Origin of the sequence: Methylosinus trichosporium OB3b (assembly GCF_002752655.1) — a bacterium.
GTDB classification, from domain to species: Bacteria; Pseudomonadota; Alphaproteobacteria; order Rhizobiales; family Beijerinckiaceae; genus Methylosinus; species Methylosinus trichosporium.
The window spans coordinates 1,179,483-1,196,922 of record NZ_CP023737.1 but is presented as its reverse complement, the minus strand read 5'-3'; the positions used below and the strand labels follow the sequence as shown (position 1 = coordinate 1,196,922).

15 protein-coding genes are annotated in these 17,440 nt (G+C 66.8%); 8 read left to right on the top strand and 7 right to left on the bottom strand.

Going from position 1 to position 17,440, the window contains the following annotated elements; all coding sequences use genetic code 11:
* Nucleotides 1-14: 14 nt before the first annotated feature.
* From cyoD to cyoA, 4 genes are read right to left on the bottom strand one after another with little or no spacing between them, the layout of a single operon-like run.
* On the bottom strand, nucleotides 15-1,151 hold the full coding sequence (cyoD, locus tag CQW49_RS25445) for a cytochrome o ubiquinol oxidase subunit IV (RefSeq protein WP_003608704.1): 1,137 nt from the start codon (nucleotides 1,149-1,151) through the stop codon (nucleotides 15-17).
* Nucleotides 1,148-1,807 carry a cytochrome c oxidase subunit 3 gene (locus CQW49_RS05705; RefSeq protein WP_003608706.1) on the bottom strand — a complete coding sequence of 220 codons (660 nt, stop codon included), beginning with the start codon at nucleotides 1,805-1,807 and terminating at the stop codon, nucleotides 1,148-1,150. The genes cyoD and CQW49_RS05705 overlap by 4 nt, the downstream gene beginning before the upstream one ends.
* Nucleotides 1,804-3,816: a cbb3-type cytochrome c oxidase subunit I gene (locus CQW49_RS05700; protein ID WP_003608709.1), complete on the bottom strand. Its 2,013-nt coding sequence runs from the start codon at nucleotides 3,814-3,816 to the stop codon at nucleotides 1,804-1,806. The genes CQW49_RS05705 and CQW49_RS05700 overlap by 4 nt, the downstream gene beginning before the upstream one ends.
* Nucleotides 3,813-4,658, bottom strand: coding sequence for a ubiquinol oxidase subunit II (cyoA, locus tag CQW49_RS05695; protein ID WP_065083653.1), 846 nt, complete (start codon nucleotides 4,656-4,658; stop codon nucleotides 3,813-3,815). The genes CQW49_RS05700 and cyoA overlap by 4 nt, the downstream gene beginning before the upstream one ends.
* A 309-nt stretch (nucleotides 4,659-4,967) precedes the next feature.
* Between cyoA and CQW49_RS05690 the strand changes: the two genes are divergently transcribed.
* The 4 genes from CQW49_RS05690 to CQW49_RS05675 all read left to right on the top strand — a co-directional run bounded on the left by CQW49_RS05690 (nucleotide 4,968) and on the right by CQW49_RS05675 (nucleotide 10,240).
* A complete protein-coding gene (locus CQW49_RS05690; protein ID WP_003608712.1) occupies nucleotides 4,968-6,299 on the top strand; it encodes a tetratricopeptide repeat protein in 1,332 nt (443 codons plus the stop codon).
* Between the two features lie 125 nt (nucleotides 6,300-6,424).
* A complete protein-coding gene (locus CQW49_RS05685; RefSeq protein WP_003608717.1) occupies nucleotides 6,425-7,297 on the top strand; it encodes a FecR family protein in 873 nt (290 codons plus the stop codon).
* Nucleotides 7,297-9,546: a CHASE2 domain-containing protein gene (locus CQW49_RS05680; RefSeq protein ID WP_003608719.1), complete on the top strand. Its 2,250-nt coding sequence runs from the start codon at nucleotides 7,297-7,299 to the stop codon at nucleotides 9,544-9,546. Before CQW49_RS05685 ends, CQW49_RS05680 begins: the two co-directional genes overlap by 1 nt.
* 19 nt (nucleotides 9,547-9,565) lie before the next feature.
* Nucleotides 9,566-10,240 carry an HD domain-containing protein gene (locus tag CQW49_RS05675; protein WP_003608721.1) on the top strand — a complete coding sequence of 225 codons (675 nt, stop codon included), beginning with the start codon at nucleotides 9,566-9,568 and terminating at the stop codon, nucleotides 10,238-10,240.
* A gap of 195 nt (nucleotides 10,241-10,435) precedes the next feature.
* Here the strand turns inward: CQW49_RS05675 and CQW49_RS05670 are convergent, their stop codons facing one another.
* The 3 genes from CQW49_RS05670 to maiA all read right to left on the bottom strand — a co-directional run bounded on the left by CQW49_RS05670 (nucleotide 10,436) and on the right by maiA (nucleotide 12,056).
* Nucleotides 10,436-10,993, bottom strand: a complete 558-nt coding sequence (locus CQW49_RS05670) for a hypothetical protein (protein ID WP_003608723.1) — start codon at nucleotides 10,991-10,993, stop codon at nucleotides 10,436-10,438.
* On the bottom strand, nucleotides 10,990-11,238 hold the full coding sequence (locus CQW49_RS05665) for a hypothetical protein (RefSeq protein WP_155931311.1): 249 nt from the start codon (nucleotides 11,236-11,238) through the stop codon (nucleotides 10,990-10,992). The genes CQW49_RS05670 and CQW49_RS05665 overlap by 4 nt, the downstream gene beginning before the upstream one ends.
* Nucleotides 11,239-11,423: 185 nt before the next feature.
* Nucleotides 11,424-12,056, bottom strand: a complete 633-nt coding sequence (gene maiA, locus CQW49_RS05660) for a maleylacetoacetate isomerase (RefSeq protein ID WP_003608725.1) — start codon at nucleotides 12,054-12,056, stop codon at nucleotides 11,424-11,426.
* An 83-nt stretch (nucleotides 12,057-12,139) separates the two neighbouring features.
* On the opposite strand from maiA, the gene hppD reads away from it, so the two are divergent.
* From hppD to CQW49_RS05640, 4 genes are all read left to right on the top strand, one after another.
* The gene (hppD, locus tag CQW49_RS05655; RefSeq protein WP_003608727.1) at nucleotides 12,140-13,243 is read left to right on the top strand and encodes a 4-hydroxyphenylpyruvate dioxygenase; all 1,104 of its coding nucleotides are present in this window, start codon (nucleotides 12,140-12,142) and stop codon (nucleotides 13,241-13,243) included.
* A gap of 334 nt (nucleotides 13,244-13,577) precedes the next feature.
* Nucleotides 13,578-14,873: a homogentisate 1,2-dioxygenase gene (gene hmgA, locus CQW49_RS05650; RefSeq protein WP_003608729.1), complete on the top strand. Its 1,296-nt coding sequence runs from the start codon at nucleotides 13,578-13,580 to the stop codon at nucleotides 14,871-14,873.
* Nucleotides 14,874-14,984: 111 nt separating this feature from the next.
* A complete protein-coding gene (locus tag CQW49_RS05645; protein WP_003608732.1) occupies nucleotides 14,985-15,998 on the top strand; it encodes a fumarylacetoacetate hydrolase family protein in 1,014 nt (337 codons plus the stop codon).
* Between the two features lie 11 nt (nucleotides 15,999-16,009).
* Nucleotides 16,010-17,026 carry an aldo/keto reductase gene (locus CQW49_RS05640; protein WP_003608734.1) on the top strand — a complete coding sequence of 339 codons (1,017 nt, stop codon included), beginning with the start codon at nucleotides 16,010-16,012 and terminating at the stop codon, nucleotides 17,024-17,026.
* Nucleotides 17,027-17,440 lie beyond the last annotated feature (414 nt).

The window sequence follows — 17,440 nt, the reverse complement described above, 5'->3', positions numbered from 1 at the left end:
ATTCATTGCTGGAGCTATCGCGCGAAGATGCGCGCGGTCGCCGCCATTCCGGGCTTCAGCATCCGGCGTGGATCGGACGCGGTCATGTCCATGGTCGCGGCTTCGCCATTTCGCGCCGGCGCGATCTTCGTCACCTTTCCGTAGAAAGCCTGACCGGGCAGCGCGTCGACCGTGAAGATGGCCTTGTCGCCGACGGCGATGCGGCCGCTCTGCGCAGTGTCCAGCGCGGCGGTGACGCGCGCCTGGTCGGGCGCGACCACGAACAATGGCGCCTTCGCCGAAACCTCGCGGCCCGGCTCGATATCGCGCGAACGAATCCGTCCCTCGACCGGGACGACGATGCGCGTTTGCGCGAGCGCGCTCTCGGCGGCGGCGCGCGCCGTCCGCAGGCGCGTGACATCGGCCTCCTCGCGCTCCACGCCGGCTTGCTGTCGCTCGACCGAGCGACGGAGCCGGCCGATGGTTCGGCCGCCGGCGCCGCGGGCTTCGGCGCGCTGCAGAGCGGCGCGCGTTCGATCGAGCGTTGCGCGAAGCGCCTCGAGGCGAGCCTCCGCGGTTCGTGTCTCACCGCTCCTCTGCGCGACGGCGGCGCGATAGGGCCGCGGATCGATCTCGGCGCAGAGCCGCCCCGCCTCGACATGCATGCCGGCGTCGCAATGCACGGACGCGACGCGTCCCGCGACGCCCGCCTCGATCGGCTGCGGCTCCATGGGAGCGACGACGCCATCGACGCGCAGCGCGCTCTCGGCAGCCACGCCGTCGAGATCCATGCGCGCCATCATGCGATCCGGCATCACATTATGCGCGAGATGCGACATGATCCACAGCGAGCCGCCGACGACGAGCGTGACGATCAGCACGCCGAACGCGAGGGCGAGCGCATTATTGGTGTTGTCCGGCGCGGTGGTGAGATGGAGGAAGAAGACGAGATGCACGCCGATCTGCGCGATCGCCAGCGCGACCAGCGCCATGATGATTCCCGGTCCCCAAATGAACGTCGTGCGAACGAGATAGAAGGACGCCGCGGTGAGCAGGACGGCGAGGACGAAGCCGATCGAATAGGTGAGCAGCCCCTCGCGCAGGCCGTGGCCGGGCGCGTCCATGAAGCCGGGCGCGACATCTTCGGCGCCGCGCTCCTCGATCTCGCTCATCGGCCTTCTCCGATCAGATAGACGACGGTGAATATCGCGACCCAGATGATGTCGAGCACATGCCAGTAGAGATTGAAGCAGATCAGCCGATAGAGGATCGGCGTGAAGCCTTTGACGAAGAGCTGCGCCATCATCGTGCCGAGCCACAACAGACCGACGCCGACATGCGCTCCGTGCAGGCCGACGAGCGCGAAGAAGGACGAGAGAAAGGCGCTGCGCTGCGGTCCCGCGCCGCTCGCGATCATGCCGGCGAATTCATGCGCCTCGAGCAGCAGGAAGACGGCGCCGAGCAGGCCGGTCGCGAGCAGCGCCGCCTGCGTCCAGACATGGCTGCGCGCATTGGTCGCCACAGCGGAGACGCCGCAGGTGAAGCTCGATAGGAGGAGAACGCCGGTCTGGATCGCCACTCGCGTCGGATCGAACAAATCGCGCCCGGCGGGGCCGCCGTCGGTCGCGTTCTGCAGCACCGCATGGGCGGCGAAGAAGGCCGAGAACATGACGATGTCGCTGAGCAGAAAGATCCAGAAGCCGAAGGCGACGACGACGCGCGTCGACGCCGGACCGGCGTCGCCATGGCCGGTCGCCAGCATTTCGGTGCGGTGGACCTTGTAGGGGTCTGCGGGGCGGCCGAGCGCGGGGGCTTCGATCGTCGTCATGTCGTTTCCCTGGTCTGCGATTGTCTCGCGAGCCAATCGGCGCGGCGCTCGCGATGAGCGTGATCGATGCGCTCGACCTCCTCGGCGGAGATCTCTTCTTCCGATATGTCGCGCCACGCATACCAGACGAACACGGCATAGGCCGCAGCGAGTCCGAGCGCCGCCAGCCACCAGATGCGCCACACCATCGCGAAGCCGGTGACGGTCGCGAAGAAGCCGGTGACGAAGCCGGTGGCGTTGTTGCGCGGCATGGCGATCGCCTCATAGCGCGCATCGTTCTGCTGCGTCTCGATGGCGCGCCGTTTGATTTCCCAATATGGCTCCTCGCCGCGCACATTCGGCTCGGCGGCGAAATTGAATGACGGCGGCGGCGAGGATGTCGCCCATTCGAGCGAGCGGCCGTTCCAGGGATCGCCGGTGTCGTCGCGCAGGGAATCGCGCCGGCGAATGCTGACGACGAGTTGGACGATCTGGCAGATCAACGCGATCGCGAAGAGATAGACGCCGATCATCGCAGCCTGCGTCCACGGGCGCCACATCTCCATGTCGTAATGCTGCATGCGTCGCGGCATGCCGAGCAGGCCGAGCATGTAGAGCGGAATGAAGACAGCGCAGAAGCCCGCGAGCGTGAACCAGAAGGCGGCGACGCCCCAGCCTTCGTGCAGGCGAAAGCCGAAGGCTTTCGGGAACCAATAGGCGACGCCGGCGAAAACGCCGAACACCACGCCGCCGATGATGGTGTTGTGGAAGTGCGCGACGAGGAAGAGGCTATTGTGCAGCAGAAAATCCGCCGGCGGAACGGCGAGCAGCACGCCCGTCATGCCGCCGATGACGAAGGTGACGATGAAGCCGATCGACCACAGCATCGGCGTCGCGAAACGGATGCGTCCGCCATACATGGTGAGCACCCAGTTGAAGACTTTGACTCCGGTGACGACCGCGATCACCGATGTGGCGATGCCGAAGGCGGCGTTGACCGTGCCGCCGGCGCCCATGGTGAAGAAGTGATGCAGCCAGACGAGATAAGAGATGATGCAGATGCCGAGCGTCGCCAGCACCATCGAGCGATAGCCGAACAGCGGCTTGCCGGAGAAGGTCGAGATCACTTCCGAGAAGACGCCGAAGGCGGGCAGGACGAGGATATAGACCTCCGGATGTCCCCAGGCCCAGATGAGATTGATGAACATCATCATATTGCCGCCGCCGGCGGTGGTGAAGAAATGAAAGCCGAGATAGCGGTCGAGCGCGAGCATGGCGAGCGTCGCCGTGAGAATGGGAAAGGCGGCGACGATCAGCAGGCTGGAGGCGAGCGCGGTCCAGCAGAACATCGGCATTTTGAGATAGCCCATGCCGGGGGCGCGCATCTTCAGAATGGTGGTGACCAAATTGATTCCGGTGACGAGCGTGCCGATGCCGGAGATGAGCAGCGCCCAGAGATAGTAATCGACGCCGACGTCGGGCGAGAACTCGAGCTCGGAGAGCGGCGGATAGGGCAGCCAGCCGGCGCGCGAGAACACGCCGACGACGAGCGAGATATTGACGAGAAGCGCGCCCGTCGCGGTGAGCCAGAATCCCGTCGAGTTCCAGGTCGGAAAGGCGACGTCGCGCATGCCGAGCTGCAATGGAATGACGAAATTCATCAGCCCGATCGTCAGCGGCATGGCGCCGAAGAAGATCATGATCGTGCCGTGCGAGGAGAAGATCTGGTCGAAATGCTCGGGCGGAAGATAACCCGGCGCGCGATAGGCCATCGCCTGCTGCGAGCGCATCAACACGGCGTCGGCGAAGCCGCGCAGCATCATCACGAGGCCGAGCAGAATATACATGACGCCGATGCGCTTGTGGTCGACGCTGGTGATCCACTCGCGCCAGAGATAGGGGAGATGGCCCGCCAGCACGACCCAAGCCGCGATAGCGATGCAGATGGCGATGACGACCGCGCCGGCGATCAGGGGCAGCGGCGAGTTCCACGGGATCGCGTCCCAAGACAGAGCGCCGAAGAGCTTCATCGCGTCGCCTCCGTGCAGGCGCCGTGCGCGGCGGGCGCCGCGCCAGAGGCGTTGGTGAGCTTTCGCATCGCTATGTCGTCGAACAGCGCGGGCGCGACCGAGCGAAACGTGAAGGGCCGCACATTTTGGCTCGGACGCAGCAGAGCGGCGTAGCCCGCCTCGTCGAGATCGCAGGCGCTTTTGCGCGCCTCCTCGATCCAGCGCTCGAATTCCGCCTGCGAGCGGACGCGCGCAGCGAAGCGCATGCCGGCGTAGCCGTCGCCGCTGAACTGCGTCGACAGGCCCCAGAGATCGCCGATATGGTCGCCCTTCAGATGTAGCTGCGTCACCATGCCGGGCATGGTCGCGATCATGCCGCCGAGCTGCGGCACGAAGAACGAGTTCATCACCGTCGCCGAGGTGAGCGAGAAATGCACCGGCGTGTCGACCGGCAGAACGAGATCATTGACGCTGGCGACGGATTGTTCAGGATAGATGAACAACCATTTCCAATCGAGCGAGACGACATGCACCTCGAGCGGCGCTCTTGCGGCGTCGATCGGCCGGAAGGGATCGAGCCGATGCGAGCCGATCCAGATCAATCCGCCGAGAAAGAGGATGACGAGAAGAGGAATGCCCCAATTGAGGAGCTCGAGCCGGCCGGAGAAGGACCATTCGGGCAGATAGCGGGCGCGGCGATTGGAAGCGCGGAACCAAAAGGCGCAGGCGAGAGCGCTGAGGATGGTCGGCGCGACGACGACCAGCATCGTCCCGAAAGCGTTGAGGAGAATCTTGCTTTCCGCGGCGCCGATCTGGCCCTTGGGGTCGAGCACGCCGCCGGCGCAGCCCGCGAGCAGCAGCATCGAAACATTCGGCAAGACCGTCGTCACGACACGTCGCGAGAGCGGCGTGGCGCGGCGCCGGGCGGAATGACAGGGTCGCATATTGGCGGGCTCTCTCAGTCGATACGCAAAAACCGTCGACGCAAACGTCGCTGCGCGCCGAGCCGTTTCGGCGTGCGCCGACTGCACAACCATTTTGCGAAGGATAGGTTCCGGCGGATCAGGGTCGCGAAACCTCTCTCCTCGGCTTGACCTTTGCGCGCCCTTCCCCTCCTACTGCGGATCGGAAAGCTCCGCTTCCGCAGCGGGGCGCTCGGGCGAGGGGTTTTCGTGGGCGGTTTCCAATATGCGCGAAGCGGCGCGGCTGTCGTGCTCGGCGCGCTCGCGGCTTGCTGCGCGCCGGTGGCGCGGGCGCAGGACGCGCGCGCCGAGCAGGCGCGGCTCGCCGAGGAGACGCGGCTCCATCCCGCCGATTACGAGACCGCTTTTCGCTATGTGATGGTTTCGGCCGAGCTGCGCGATTACGAGGCCGCCATCGGCGCGCTCGAGCGTCTGCTCGCCTTCAACCCCAATCTTTCGCGCGCGCGAAAGGAGCTGGGCCTTCTCTATGCGCGGCTCGGCGCCGGGGAGACGGCGGCGCTGCATCTACGCGCCGCGCTCGAGAGCGGGGCGCTCGGCCCCGCCCAGCGCGCGCAGATCGAGTCGGTTCTCGGCGAGGCGCTGAAGGAGAGCGAGCCGAGCCGCTGGTCGGCGCGGCTGCAGGCCGGGCTGCGCTCGCAGTCCAACGGCTCCTTCTTTCCGAACAACGGCTTGTTCGTCGCCGGCGGCGCCGGCATCGTCTCGCCCTTGCAGCGCCGCGCCGATTTCAACGCCTTCGAGCTCGTCGATGTCGCCAATGACACCGATCTCGACACGCAGAGCGGGGCGCAGCTGGAGACGCGCGTCAAGGGCTACGCCACGCAGCAATTCCACCTTCCGGGATATAATGTCGGCGTGTTCGGCCTCTCGGTCGGCCCGCGCCTCGCGCTCGATCCGGTCGCGGCGCCGGGCGTCGGCGTCAAGCCTTATGTGACCGGCATGACCTCCTATGTCGGAGGCTCCAATTATCTCAATTCCGGCGGCGCCGGCGTCTCTGTCGCCGCGCCCTTGCGCGAGGACGTCGTCGTCGAGCCGGGCGTCGAGATTCGCTATCTCTCGGTCGCCTCGACCGGGCTCTTCCCCTCCGCCGCCGCGCTCGGCACGGGCGGGGCGGTGACCGCCTCGCTCGCCGGACTGTGGGCGCCGCGGGAGAATATCCGGCTCGAGACGCGCGCCGCCTTCACCCGCGCCAACGCCGCCCGCCTGTCGCAGAGCTTCGATCAGGTCGAGGGCCAGGCGCTGCTGCGCTTCGATTTCGATTCGCCGCTCGCCGGCGCGGGGAAATGGTCGCTCGCCCCCTTCGGCCGCGTGTTCCACAGCTCTTATGACGCCGCCGATCCGCTGCTCGATCCGGCGCGGGCGCGGCGCGACACGGGCTGGGCGGCGGGTGTGCTCGTCGAGGCGCCGCTCACGCGATTCGTCGGGGTGACGGCGGCCTTCGAATACGCCCGTTATGACTCCAATTTGCCGAATTTCCGCACCGACAATCTCTCGGTATGGTTCGGCCCCGTGGCGCGGTTTTAAGAATGCGCGCGGCGCTGGATTTGAAAACGGGCGAGAGCGAGCCCGAAGGCTCGCGGTCCAGGGGCGGGCTGTGGACCGCGAGCCTTCAGGCTCGCTTCTCGAAACCACACGAGAGGAAGGCCGGCATGACCTCAGCGGCGAGATTTGCGATCGCGGCCGGCCTCGTCCTCGCCGTATCGGCCGCCGCCGCGGAATCGGTCGGCAGCATCGGCGCCGTCAATCAATCGGCGCGGGGGACGGCGCCGGGGCAGGCGGCGAAACCGCTGGCGCTCGGCGCTTCGGTCGTCGATCGTGAGCGGGTCGAGACCGATCGCGCGGGGAGCGCGCAGATCGTGTTTCGCGACCGCTCGACTCTGACGGTCGGCCGCAGCAGCCAGGTGACGATCGACCGTTTCGTCTTTTCCGGCACGAGCGGCGGCGAGCAGACGATCAGCGCGACGAAGGGCGTGCTGCGGTTCGTCGGCGGCGGCGTCAGCCATGGCGGCGGCGCCTCGATCAAGACGCCGACGGCGACGATCGCCGTGCGCGGCGGCACGGTTCTGGTCGATCTCAGCCGCCCCAGATGCGGCGCGCTGATCGTCGATCAGTTCGGCGCGCTGACCATTCGCACGAAGGGCGGCTCGCGCGTGCTCTCGCGCGCCGGCGCGGGCGTTTGCGTCTCGCCGAGCGGCGAGATCGGCGAGGCCTTTCGCGTCTCGGCCGAGATCGTCTCCGGCCTGCAGAAGGAGCTGGCGAGCGAGCTCGCCCAGCATGGCGGCGCCGACATTCTGCCGACCGAGGAGGAGGCCGAGCGCCTGCTCGGCGGCGACCGGCCGCTGCTCGGCTCCGCCGACAGCGACCGGGGGCCGGGGCTAGACACGCTGAACATGTTCTGGGCGGGCCAGTCGCTCGTGCGCAGCCATGCCGGGAGCGTCCATCAGCCGGCGGCGCCGGCTGCGCCCACGGCCGAGCCTCCGGGCGAGGGCGGCGTGGGGGGCGGCGCGGGCTCCGCCTATTGATGCGCGTGGCCGAGCGCGTGCGCGGGCTGAAGCGGCGCACGCCTCTCTATCTCATCTTGTCCGCCGCCGTCGCGACGAGCGTGCTGACCTTCGGCCGGGCGCAGCCGCGGCTGCTCGACGATCTGCGCAATTTCGTCTTCGATTCGTTTCAGCGTCTGTCGCCGCGCCGCTATGACCCCGAGACGCCCGTTCGCGTCGTCGCCGTGGACGAGGCGAGCCTCTCGGCTTTCGGCCAATGGCCCTGGCCGCGCACACGGTTGGCGGAGCTGACCAGCCGGCTCGCCGCCATGGGCGCGGCGGTCATCGCCTTCGACTGCGTCTTCGCCGAGCCGGACCGTGCGAGCCTCGAGTTTTTCCTGCGCGAGCTGCCCGAAGGGCCGGCCAAGAAGAAAATCCTGGCCGCCGCCGCCGGCGCCGCATCCAATGACCGCGTCTTCGCCAAGGCCATCGCCGCGGCGCCAGTGGTGCTCGGCATGACGCTCTCGGAAGAGGGGGCGGGCCCGCTGCCGCCGCCCAAGACCGGCGTCGCCATCGCCGGCGACGATCCGGAGGAGTTTCTCGTCGCTTTCCCCGCGGTCGTCGCGCCGTTGCCGGAGCTGGCCGAGGCGGCGCAGGGGCTCGGCGCGACCAATTGGCGGCCCGACCGCGACCAGACCGTGCGGCGCATTCCGCTCGTCGCCGTCGGCCCGCAGGGCGTCGTGCCGTCGCTGGCGCTCGAGGCGCTGCGCGTCGCGCAGGGCGCGACGACCATTGTGATCCGCTCCTCCAACGCCAGCGGCGAGGCGGCCTTCGGACAACGCACCGGCGTCAATGCGGTGAAGGTGGGGGAACTCGAGATCGCCAGCGGCGCCGCCGGCGACATCCGCCCGCGCTACGCCGACGTGGCGCCGCAGCGGCGGGTCTCGGCCGCCGATGTGCTGAACGGCCGCGCGCCGCGCGAGGCGATCGACGGGCGCATCATTCTCATCGGCGTCGTCGCCGTCGGCGCCGGCGACATTCGCGCGACGCCGCTCGAGCCCGCGGCCGCCGGCGTCGACATTCATGCGCAAATGCTCGAATCGCTGCTCTCGGGCGCGCTGCTGTCGCGGCCCGACTGGGCGCCGGGGCTGGAGCTTCTCGTCGCCGGGCTCGCCTACGCGCTCGTGGCGCTGGCGCTGCTCGTCGCCTCGCCCTTCGTCTCTGCGGCGGTGGCCGCGGGCGCCGTCGCCGCGACCTTCGGCGGCGCGTTCTACGCCTTCGAGCGCGAGGCGCTGCTGCTCGATCCCGCCTTTCCGAGCCTCGCCGCCGTGATCGCTTATGGCGTCGGCGCCTTGACCTTGTGGCGTTTCGATCAGCTCCAGCGCCAGCGCGTGCACAACGCCTTCGGCAAATTCGTCGCGCCCGCGGTGGTCGACCGGCTCGTCGCGCATCCCGAGCGTCTGGCGCTCGGCGGCGAGACGCGTGAGCTCACCGTGATGTTCTCCGATCTGCGCGATTTCTCGGGGCTGTCGGAAGGCATGAGCGCGCAGGAGCTCACGCTGTTCATGAATGATTATCTGACGCCGATGACCGACGCGATCCTCGACAGCGAGGGGACCATCGACAAATATGTCGGCGACGCCATCGTCGCTTTCTGGAACGCGCCGCTCGACGTCGCCGATCATCCGCGCAAGGCGGCGATGGCGGTGCTGGCGATGCGCGCGGCTCTGGCCGGGCTCAACGCCGAGCGCGCCGCCAAGGCCGAGGCGCAGGGCCATCCGCACCGTCCCGCGGCGATGGGGATCGGCGTCAATCTCGGGCCGTGCAGCGTCGGCAATATGGGCTCGACGCGCCGCTTCGATTACTCCATCCTGGGCGACGATGTGAATCTCGCTTCCCGCCTCGAAGGATTGTGCAAGACGTTCCGCACCGACATCATCGCCTCCGGCGCCGTGCGCGCCGCCGCCCCGGATCTCGCATGGCTTTCGCTCGGCGCGGCGATCGTGGCGGGACGCCGCGCGCCGACCGAGATATTCGCTCTGGCGGGCGACGCCTCGGTCGCGACGGGCGCCGCCTTCGGCGACTGGCGCAGCGAGCATGACGCGATGATGGCGTGCTATCGTGGCCGCGCTTTCGGCGAAGCGCGCGAGCGGGCGGAGGCTTTGCGCGCCCGGGCCGAGCCGCAGTGGCGCGATCTCTATGGCGCGCTGGTGGAGCGTTTCGCCGCGCTCGAGCAGGCGCCTCCTTCCGGCGACGATTGGACGCCGGCATGGGCGCCGGGGCGCAAGTAGAGATTTCTTGGAAGACGCGATGAACGAACCTATTCGCAGACGATTTTGGCGCAGGATAGAAGCAGCGCATGAGCCGGGCGCCTATGCGGTTCTCGACGCCGCTTATCGGCAGGCGCATCGGGCCTATCACACTTGGGAGCACATCGACGCTCTGCTCGTTGGGCTCGAGCGGTTCGAGCGCCTCGCCGCGCGTCCCGATCTCATCGCCATCGCCATTTTCTGGCACGACGTCGTGCATCGCGCCCGCGAGGCGGATGGGCGCGCGCATAGCGATGCGCAGAATGTGCGCGACAGCGTCGAGGCGTTTCGCCGCTGCACGCTGCTGTGCGGAAGCGAGCGGCAGGCGGTCGCCGATCTCGTGACGGCGACCGCCGATCACGCCCATGCGCGGGCGGCGGCGGCGCATTATCCGGGCTTCGCCGGCGATCTCGATCTGTTTGTCGATCTCGATCTCAGCCCGCTCGCTGCGCCCTGGGAGGCGTTCGCCGACAACACGCGCAAGATCAGGACGGAATCGGCCGGCGTCGACGAGACGCAATTCGCGTCCGATCAGGCGAATCTGCTAGAGAGTTTTGCACGCGAGGGCGCGCCGATCTTTCGCCGCCCCGAGACGCGCGCGCTCTGGGACGCGGCGGCCCGCGCCAATCTCGAGCGCTGCATCCCGCGCCTGCGCGCCGCCGGCCGGAGACGGTGAGGCGACATGGTGAAATAAGAACGAACCACGCAACCTGTTCGTCGTCGAAAAGGTCGCTCCCATCTCCTGCAGCTTTGGCGCATCGTGTCGCCGCGTTGGGCAAAGAGCCGGCTGGAGCGCTTTCCGATCGAACGGAATTCGCTCGAACGAAAGAATTTTAGAGCGCTATCCGATCCAATTGGATCGGATAGCGCTCTAGGTGGACGCTACAAAGCTGGCGCAGTCCGACGACGCTCTCGTCAGCTTGACGTTTTGTTGCACGGCGCTGGAAAAGCTCTTCAACCGTCTTTTCTTGTGCTCTGCAACTATATCGGCAAGCGCTGTGCGTATTATCAGCCCCCAGAGCCAATGAGAATATCCTATAGTCATGAGAGCGTACACGAGTGTATCGTAGTATATATCCTCTAGCGCCGGGTTTTTTTGCATAAATATTCGTTTATCATCATCGTCAGTCGTGCTGCTGAGATTCGCGCCGTTAAGGAGCTCTCTCCTTTTATTGCTGAGTGCTACCGCAAGCAAAAATGGGAACCTTCTATCGACTACCGCCTCGTTCCAGAAGCCAAGTTCGCGAACAACTGACGGCGGCATCGCATCGGTCATGGACAGCAGTTCGCGTGCCGATGATGAATATTTCCCCGACCACTTGGCTAGCTTTTCCAGCCGATCCAAGTCGGCGCTGAGGAAATATGAAACTACTCGAACTCCGACGAAGACGATGGAGATGAGTATGAGCAACGAGGTGGAGATGCTCATTTTCCCGCTCCCCTTCCAATGCGTTTGACCACCTGCTCGCTCTTTCGAGCAATTTCAAGGCCGATGGTTTCCGAATCTCGCGCAATGCGGTGATCCAATTCCCGGCACTTGCGAGAATGGTCCTGCCAGTCTCGGATGATCCCCCTGCAAGTTTCTGCGATCTTGTCGCTCTTGATGGCGATTCCAAGTGAGATAATAAGTAGCGCCGCGCCCGGCACGCCTACCATTTTCGCCAACTCAGTCAACGCCGTAATCGTGCCCGCGTCCAAAGCTGCGCCCCCACTTGAAACACCCGGACGCTACATCTTCGTTAAAATTTCGGCAATCCCGCCACCAAATTCCTTTGGACGATAGATCGCTTCCCGCGTCGCCTCTATGTCGACAGCGGAGCTAATTTAGGCGGAGCACATGGTCAATCGCCGGGGCCCGATCACTCTGCATCCGGCTGCCGCGCCGGATGCGCCGCGGCGAAGGCCGGATGCGCGGCGCAATGGGCTTCTATGGCGAGCAGCTTCGGCAGAGCGGCGAGCGGCGTCGCGAAGCGGCGGGCCGCGAACATTTGCGGAATGAGGCAGACGTCGGCGAGCGTCGGCTCGGCGCCGAAACAATAAGGCCCCGGCTCGACGAGGCGCTCGATCGCCTCCAGCCCGCCTGTCAGCGCCCAATGGCGGACCCATAGATCGACCGCCTCCTCGCTCTGGCCGAGGCGCCCGCGCAGATAATCGAGCACGCGGCGATTATTGAGCGGATGAATGTCGCATGCGATGGCGAGAGCGACGCCGCGCACCTTGGCTGCGCGCAAGGGATCTGCCGGAACGAGGCGCGGCGAGGGCGTGAGCGTGTCGAGATATTCGATGATCGCCAGCGATTGCGTGAGCACGGTTCCGTCATCGAGCTCGAGCGCCGGCGCGAGCCCTTGCGGGTTCTTTGCGAGAAAGGCGGGGAGGCGCTGCTCGCCGCGCGCGAGATGCACGAAGACGCGCTCGACCTCGAGCCCTTTCAACGCCAGCGCGATTCGCACCCGATAGGCGGCCGAGGAGCGAAAGTAATCATAGAGCTTCATCGCGAATTCTCCGGCGCCGGGGCTTCAAAATCATCTGCGCAGCAATATGTCGAATGGCGTGTTCGAATCACAAGGAGGCGCGAATGAAGCCTTCTCTCGAAGCTGGAGCGCCGCGCGTTTCCGACGACAATCCGATGGGAACGGATGGCTTCGAATTCGTCGAATTCGCGCATCCCGAGCCCGCCGCGCTCGCGGCTCTGTTCGAGCAGATGGGCTTTGTCGCCGTCGCGCGCCATCGCTCCAAGGATGTGACGCTCTATCGCCAGGGCGATGTGAATTACGTGCTGAATGCGGAGCCCGACAGCTTCGCCGCCGCTTTCGCGCGCGCTCACGGCCCTTCGGCCTGCGCCATGGGCTTTCGTGTGAAGGACGCGGCCTTCGCCTTCGGTCGCGCGCTCGACATGGGCGCGACAGCGGCGCAGACAAAGATCGGGCCGATGGAGCTGAATATTCCGGCGATCGTCGGCGTTGGCGGCGCGCTCGTCTATCTCGTCGACCGCTATGGCGAGACCGGCTCGATCTTCGACGTCGATTTCCGCTGGACCGCGACGCGCGATCCGCATCCGCAGGGCGTCGGCCTCACGACGCTCGATCATCTGACGCATAATGTCTATCGCGGCCATATGGACGAATGGGCCGGATGGTACGAGCGCTTCTTCGCTTTCCGGCAGATTCGCTATTTCGACATAGAGGGCAAGCTCACCGGCCTGCATTCGCGAGCCATGACCAGCCCTTGCGGGAAGATACGCATTCCCATCAATGAGAGCGCCGACGACAAGAGCCAGATCGAGGAATATCTTGCGGCCTACAGAGGCGAGGGGATTCAGCACATCGCCTGCGCTTGCGACGACATCTACGCTACGGTGACGGCGCTGCGCGCGCGCGGGCTCGATTTCATGCCGGCGCCGCCCGTCTCCTATTATCAGCGCATCGACGAACGTCTGCCCGGACATGGCGAGCCGGTCGAGACGCTGCGCGAGCTCGGCCTTCTGATCGACGGAGCCGGCGGCGCTCGTCCGCGGCTGCTGCTGCAGATTTTCTCCAAGACGGTGATCGGGCCGATCTTCTTCGAATTCATCCAGCGCAAGGGCGACGAGGGCTTCGGCGAAGGCAATTTCCGCGCCTTGTTCCAATCGATCGAGGACGATCAGCTGAAACGCGGCGTGCTGAAGGAGGCGGCGCGATGAGCCGCAGGCGAGTCGGCTCTCTCCGCCTGGAAAAAGACCCGCGACGGTCGAGCGCGACTCCTTCTCCCTTGCAGAGAAGGGCCGTCATGGCCGGGCTCGCCCCGGCCATCCACGCCGCGACGCCGAGGTTTCTCGCATGTTTTCGCGCGACGTCGACGTTGCGGCGACAGTCTCCGCGACTCGGCGGTGGCGATAAGCCGACCAATCACAGCCGCTTTCCAAGCATTGTTCCGCGGCGTTGCGTGGATGGCCGGGACAAGCCCGGCCATGACGCGGTAGCCCTTCGGGAGAAGGAAGCGCCCTTGCCTGCGAGAGCAGCAGAGGCGGGCGGCCTATGACCTCCGCCTATCTCTCCGGCTTCGGCAATGAATTCGCGAGCGAGGCGCTGCCCGGCGCTCTGCCGCCCGGCCAGAACTCGCCGCAGCGCTGCCCTTATAAGCTCTATGCGGAGCAGATTTCCGGCTCCGCCTTCACCGCGCCGCGCGGCGCCAATCTGCGCTCCTGGCTCTATCGCATTCGCCCCTCGGTGCGTCATTTCGGCCGCTTCGAGCGCATCGAGATCCCCTTGTGGCGCAGCGCGCCGGCGCGCGAGAGCGATCTGCCGATCGGGCAATATCGCTGGGACCCGCCGCCCATGCCGCTCGGCGATCTTTGCTTCGTCGAAGGCGTGCGCAGCATGACCACGGCCGGCGACGTCGATTCGCGGCGCGGCGTTTCGATCGGCTTCTATTTCGCGACTCGCTCGATGATCGACGATTATTTCACCGACGCCGACGGCGAGCTGATGATCCTGCCGCAAGAGGGCGCGCTGCGCCTCGCCACCGAATTCGGCCGGCTCGAGGTCGCGCCGGGCGAAATCTGCGTCATTCCGCGCGGGGTGAAATTCCGCGCCGAGCTCGCCGGCGCCGCGGCGCGCGGCTATGTCTGCGAAAATTACGGCGCGCCCTTCACGCTGCCCTGGCGCGGGCCGATCGGAGCCAATGGCCTCGCCGAGGCGCGCGACTTTCTCGCGCCCGTCGCCGCCTTCGAGGACGAGCAGACGCCCTCCCGGCTCACGGTGAAATGGGGCGGCGGCTTCTTCGCCTGCAGCCTCGATCATTCGCCGCTCGACGTCGTCGCCTGGCGCGGCAATCTCGCGCCTTACAAATATGATCTGGCGCGCTTCTCGCCGGTCGGCTCGATCCTCTTCGATCATCCCGATCCGTCGATCTTCACCGTGCTGACCTCGCCCTCCGGCGAGCCTGGCGTCGCCGACATCGATCTCGCGATCTTTCCCGAGCGCTGGCTCGTCGCCGAGCACAGCTTTCGTCCGCCCTGGTTCCACGTCAATTTGATGAGCGAATTCATGGGGCTCATTCATGGGCGCTATGACGCCAAGCAGAGCGGCTTTGCGCCGGGCGGCGCCTCGCTGCATGGCGCCATGCTGCCGCATGGACCGGACGCCGAGGCCTTCGAGCGAGCGACGCGCGAGACGCTGGCCCCGGCGAAGCTCGAGGGGACGCTCGCCTTCATGCTGGAGACGCGCCTGCCGCAGCATCTCACCTCTTACGCAGCGACTCTGCCGACGCTGCAGAAGGATTACGCCGACTGCTGGTCGGGCCTGCCGCGCCGCTTCGACGGCGCGCCATAGAGCGCTATCCGATCCGATCGGATCGGATAGCGCTCTAGAATGCTTTTGTTTGAGCGAATTCTGATCGATCGAACGATTCCGTTCGATCGGAAAGCGCTCTAGGGAGACGACATGAAACTCGCTTCGCTGCGCGGCGGCCGTGACGGACGGCTGGTCGTCGTCTCGACCGATCTGACCCGCGCGACAGAAGCGGCGGCCGTCGCGCCCACTCTACAGGCCGCGCTCGACGATTGGGCGCAGGCGGCGCCGCGCCTGGCCGAGCTCGCCGAGGCGCTGGAGGCGGGGCTCGTTCCGGAAATTCGTTTTCGCGAGCGGGATTGCTTGTCGCCGCTGCCGCGCGCCTTTCAATGGGCGGACGGCTCGGCCTATGTGAATCACGTCGCTCTGGTGCGCAAGGCGCGCGGCGCCGAGATGCCGCCGTCCTTCTGGAACGATCCGCTGATCTATCAGGGCGGCTCCGACGGTTTTCTCGCCCCGCATGCGCCCATTCCCTTTCTCGACGAGAAATATGGGCTCGATCTCGAGGCCGAGGTCGCCGTCGTCACCGATGACGCGCCGCTCGGCGTGGCGGCCGGGGCGGCGCTCGGCCATGTCGCGCTGGTGATGCTGGTCAACGACGTCACTCTGCGCGGGCTCACCGCGAGCGAGCTCGCCAAGGGCTTCGGCTTTTTTCAGTCGAAGCCGGCCTCATCCTTCTCGCCGGTGGCGGTGACGCCGGACGAGCTCGGCGCCGCCTGGAGCGGCGGCAAGCTGGCGCTGCCGCTGCTCTCCTTCGTCAATGACGCGCCGCTCGGGCGGCCCGACGCCGGCTGCGACATGACCTTCGACTTCGGCGCGCTGATCGCTCATGCGGCGCGGACGCGCGCGCTCGCGGCGGGCTCGATCATCGGCTCCGGCACAGTGTCGAACCGCGCCGCCGACGGCGGGCCGGGCCGGCCGATCGCGGAAGGCGGGCTCGGCTATTCCTGCATCGCCGAGCAGCGCGTCGTCGAAACCCTGCGCGGCGGCGCGCCGCGCACGCCCTTTTTGAAGCCGGGCGACAGAGTGCGGATCGAGATGCGCGACGCGGCCGGCCGCTCGATCTTCGGGGCGATAGAGCAGGCGGTTGCGGCGCGAGGGGCGTGAGGAGGGGAGCCATGGCGGAGAAGACATCGGCGCTGGAGAGCATATCGATCGACGGGCTGCCCGTGCCGGCGTCGCGCATCGCGCTCGGCACTTGGGCGATCGGCGGCTGGATGTGGGGCGGCAGCGACGAGCGCGCGGCGATCGCCACGATCCATGCGGCGCTCGATCATGGCGTCACGCTGATCGACACGGCGCCGGTCTATGGCTTCGGCCGCGCCGAAGAGATCGTCGGCAAGGCGCTCGCCGAGGGCGGGCGCCGCCAGCGCGCGCTCATCGCCACCAAGGTCGGGCTCGATTGGCGGGACGGCAAGCCGTTCCGCAACGCCAGCCGCGCGCGGATCGAGACCGAGGTCGAGGATTCGCTGCGGCGTCTGCGCACGGATGCGATCGATCTCTATCAGCTCCACTGGCCGGACCCAGCGACGCCGATAGAGGAGACGGCGGCGGGGATGGAGGCGCTGCGCAAGGCGGGAAAAATCCGCGCCATCGGCGTCAGCAATCTCTCGCCCGCGCAGATGGACGCGTTTCGCGCCGTGGCCCCGCTGCAGACGGCGCAGCCGCCCTATAATTTGTTCGAGCGCGGAATCGAGGCCGATGTGCTGCCCTATTGCACGCGCGAGCGCATCGTCACGCTCTGCTATGGCGCTCTGTGCCGCGGTCTGCTCGCCGGAACGATCACCGAGGAAACCCGCTTCGAGGGCGATGATCTGAGACGACGCGATCCGAAGTTCCAGGCGCCGCGCCGCGCGCATTATCTCGACGCCGTCGCCCGGCTCGATCAATTCGCTCGGGATAATTACGGCAAGCGCGTTATTCATCTCGCGCTGCGCTTCGTGCTCGACACGGCCTGGACCAATATTGCGCTCTGGGGCGCCCGCCGGCCCGAGCAATTGGCGCCCATCGCCGAAATTTCCGGCTGGCGCCTGGACGAGGCGGCGATGCGGGCGATCGACGCGATTCTGGCCGAGACAATCGTCGATCCGGTGGGGCCGGAGTTCATGGCCCCGCCGCCGCGCGGCGAAGGGTGATCGTGAGGCGGCGGATGCGAGCCTGAAGACTCGCGGTCCGCCAGCGGCTCCCGATGGCGCAGATATTCGGCGTCGCTTCAATCTGCTGCAAAAACGGTTGTCTAGCCGTCCGAGGGCGGCGCTCCTCTCGGGAGATGAGGAGCGCCGCCCAGTGACGGCCGATCTGAGGAACGCGGCAAGGGACGCAAGGCGAGCGGCGCATCCTGCCGCGAGCCCGATCACGCTGTGACGCTGATGTCGGAGAAGATCCGACCCTTTCGATTCGGCCGACGGATTCCGCGAGCCTCGTCGGCTGCGAACCGCGTCTCGACGCCCATGATCGGACCACATTGGGGGACGCGCCGTGAGGCGCTGCGGGACGATCATGTCAGTGGCGTTCGAGACGCGGGGTCCGCCATCGCAGCCGGCGGGCGC

What these genes read in the sequence shown, in the direction of transcription:
- cyoD (WP_003608704.1), bottom strand. Translation starts at nt 1,151, where the DNA reads ATGAGCGAGATCGAGGAGCGCGGCGCCGAAGATGTCGCGCCCGGCTTC.
- CQW49_RS05705 (WP_003608706.1), bottom strand. Translation starts at nt 1,807, where the DNA reads ATGACGACGATCGAAGCCCCCGCGCTCGGCCGCCCCGCAGACCCCTAC.
- CQW49_RS05700 (WP_003608709.1), bottom strand. Translation starts at nt 3,816, where the DNA reads ATGAAGCTCTTCGGCGCTCTGTCTTGGGACGCGATCCCGTGGAACTCG.
- cyoA (WP_065083653.1), bottom strand. Translation starts at nt 4,658, where the DNA reads ATGCTGCTGCTCGCGGGCTGCGCCGGCGGCGTGCTCGACCCCAAGGGC.
- CQW49_RS05685 (WP_003608717.1), top strand. Translation starts at nt 6,425, where the DNA reads ATGACCTCAGCGGCGAGATTTGCGATCGCGGCCGGCCTCGTCCTCGCC.
- CQW49_RS05680 (WP_003608719.1), top strand. Translation starts at nt 7,297, where the DNA reads ATGCGCGTGGCCGAGCGCGTGCGCGGGCTGAAGCGGCGCACGCCTCTC.
- CQW49_RS05675 (WP_003608721.1), top strand. Translation starts at nt 9,566, where the DNA reads ATGAACGAACCTATTCGCAGACGATTTTGGCGCAGGATAGAAGCAGCG.
- CQW49_RS05670 (WP_003608723.1), bottom strand. Translation starts at nt 10,993, where the DNA reads ATGAGCATCTCCACCTCGTTGCTCATACTCATCTCCATCGTCTTCGTC.
- maiA (WP_003608725.1), bottom strand. Translation starts at nt 12,056, where the DNA reads ATGAAGCTCTATGATTACTTTCGCTCCTCGGCCGCCTATCGGGTGCGA.
- hppD (WP_003608727.1), top strand. Translation starts at nt 12,140, where the DNA reads ATGAAGCCTTCTCTCGAAGCTGGAGCGCCGCGCGTTTCCGACGACAAT.
- hmgA (WP_003608729.1), top strand. Translation starts at nt 13,578, where the DNA reads ATGACCTCCGCCTATCTCTCCGGCTTCGGCAATGAATTCGCGAGCGAG.
- CQW49_RS05645 (WP_003608732.1), top strand. Translation starts at nt 14,985, where the DNA reads ATGAAACTCGCTTCGCTGCGCGGCGGCCGTGACGGACGGCTGGTCGTC.
- CQW49_RS05640 (WP_003608734.1), top strand. Translation starts at nt 16,010, where the DNA reads ATGGCGGAGAAGACATCGGCGCTGGAGAGCATATCGATCGACGGGCTG.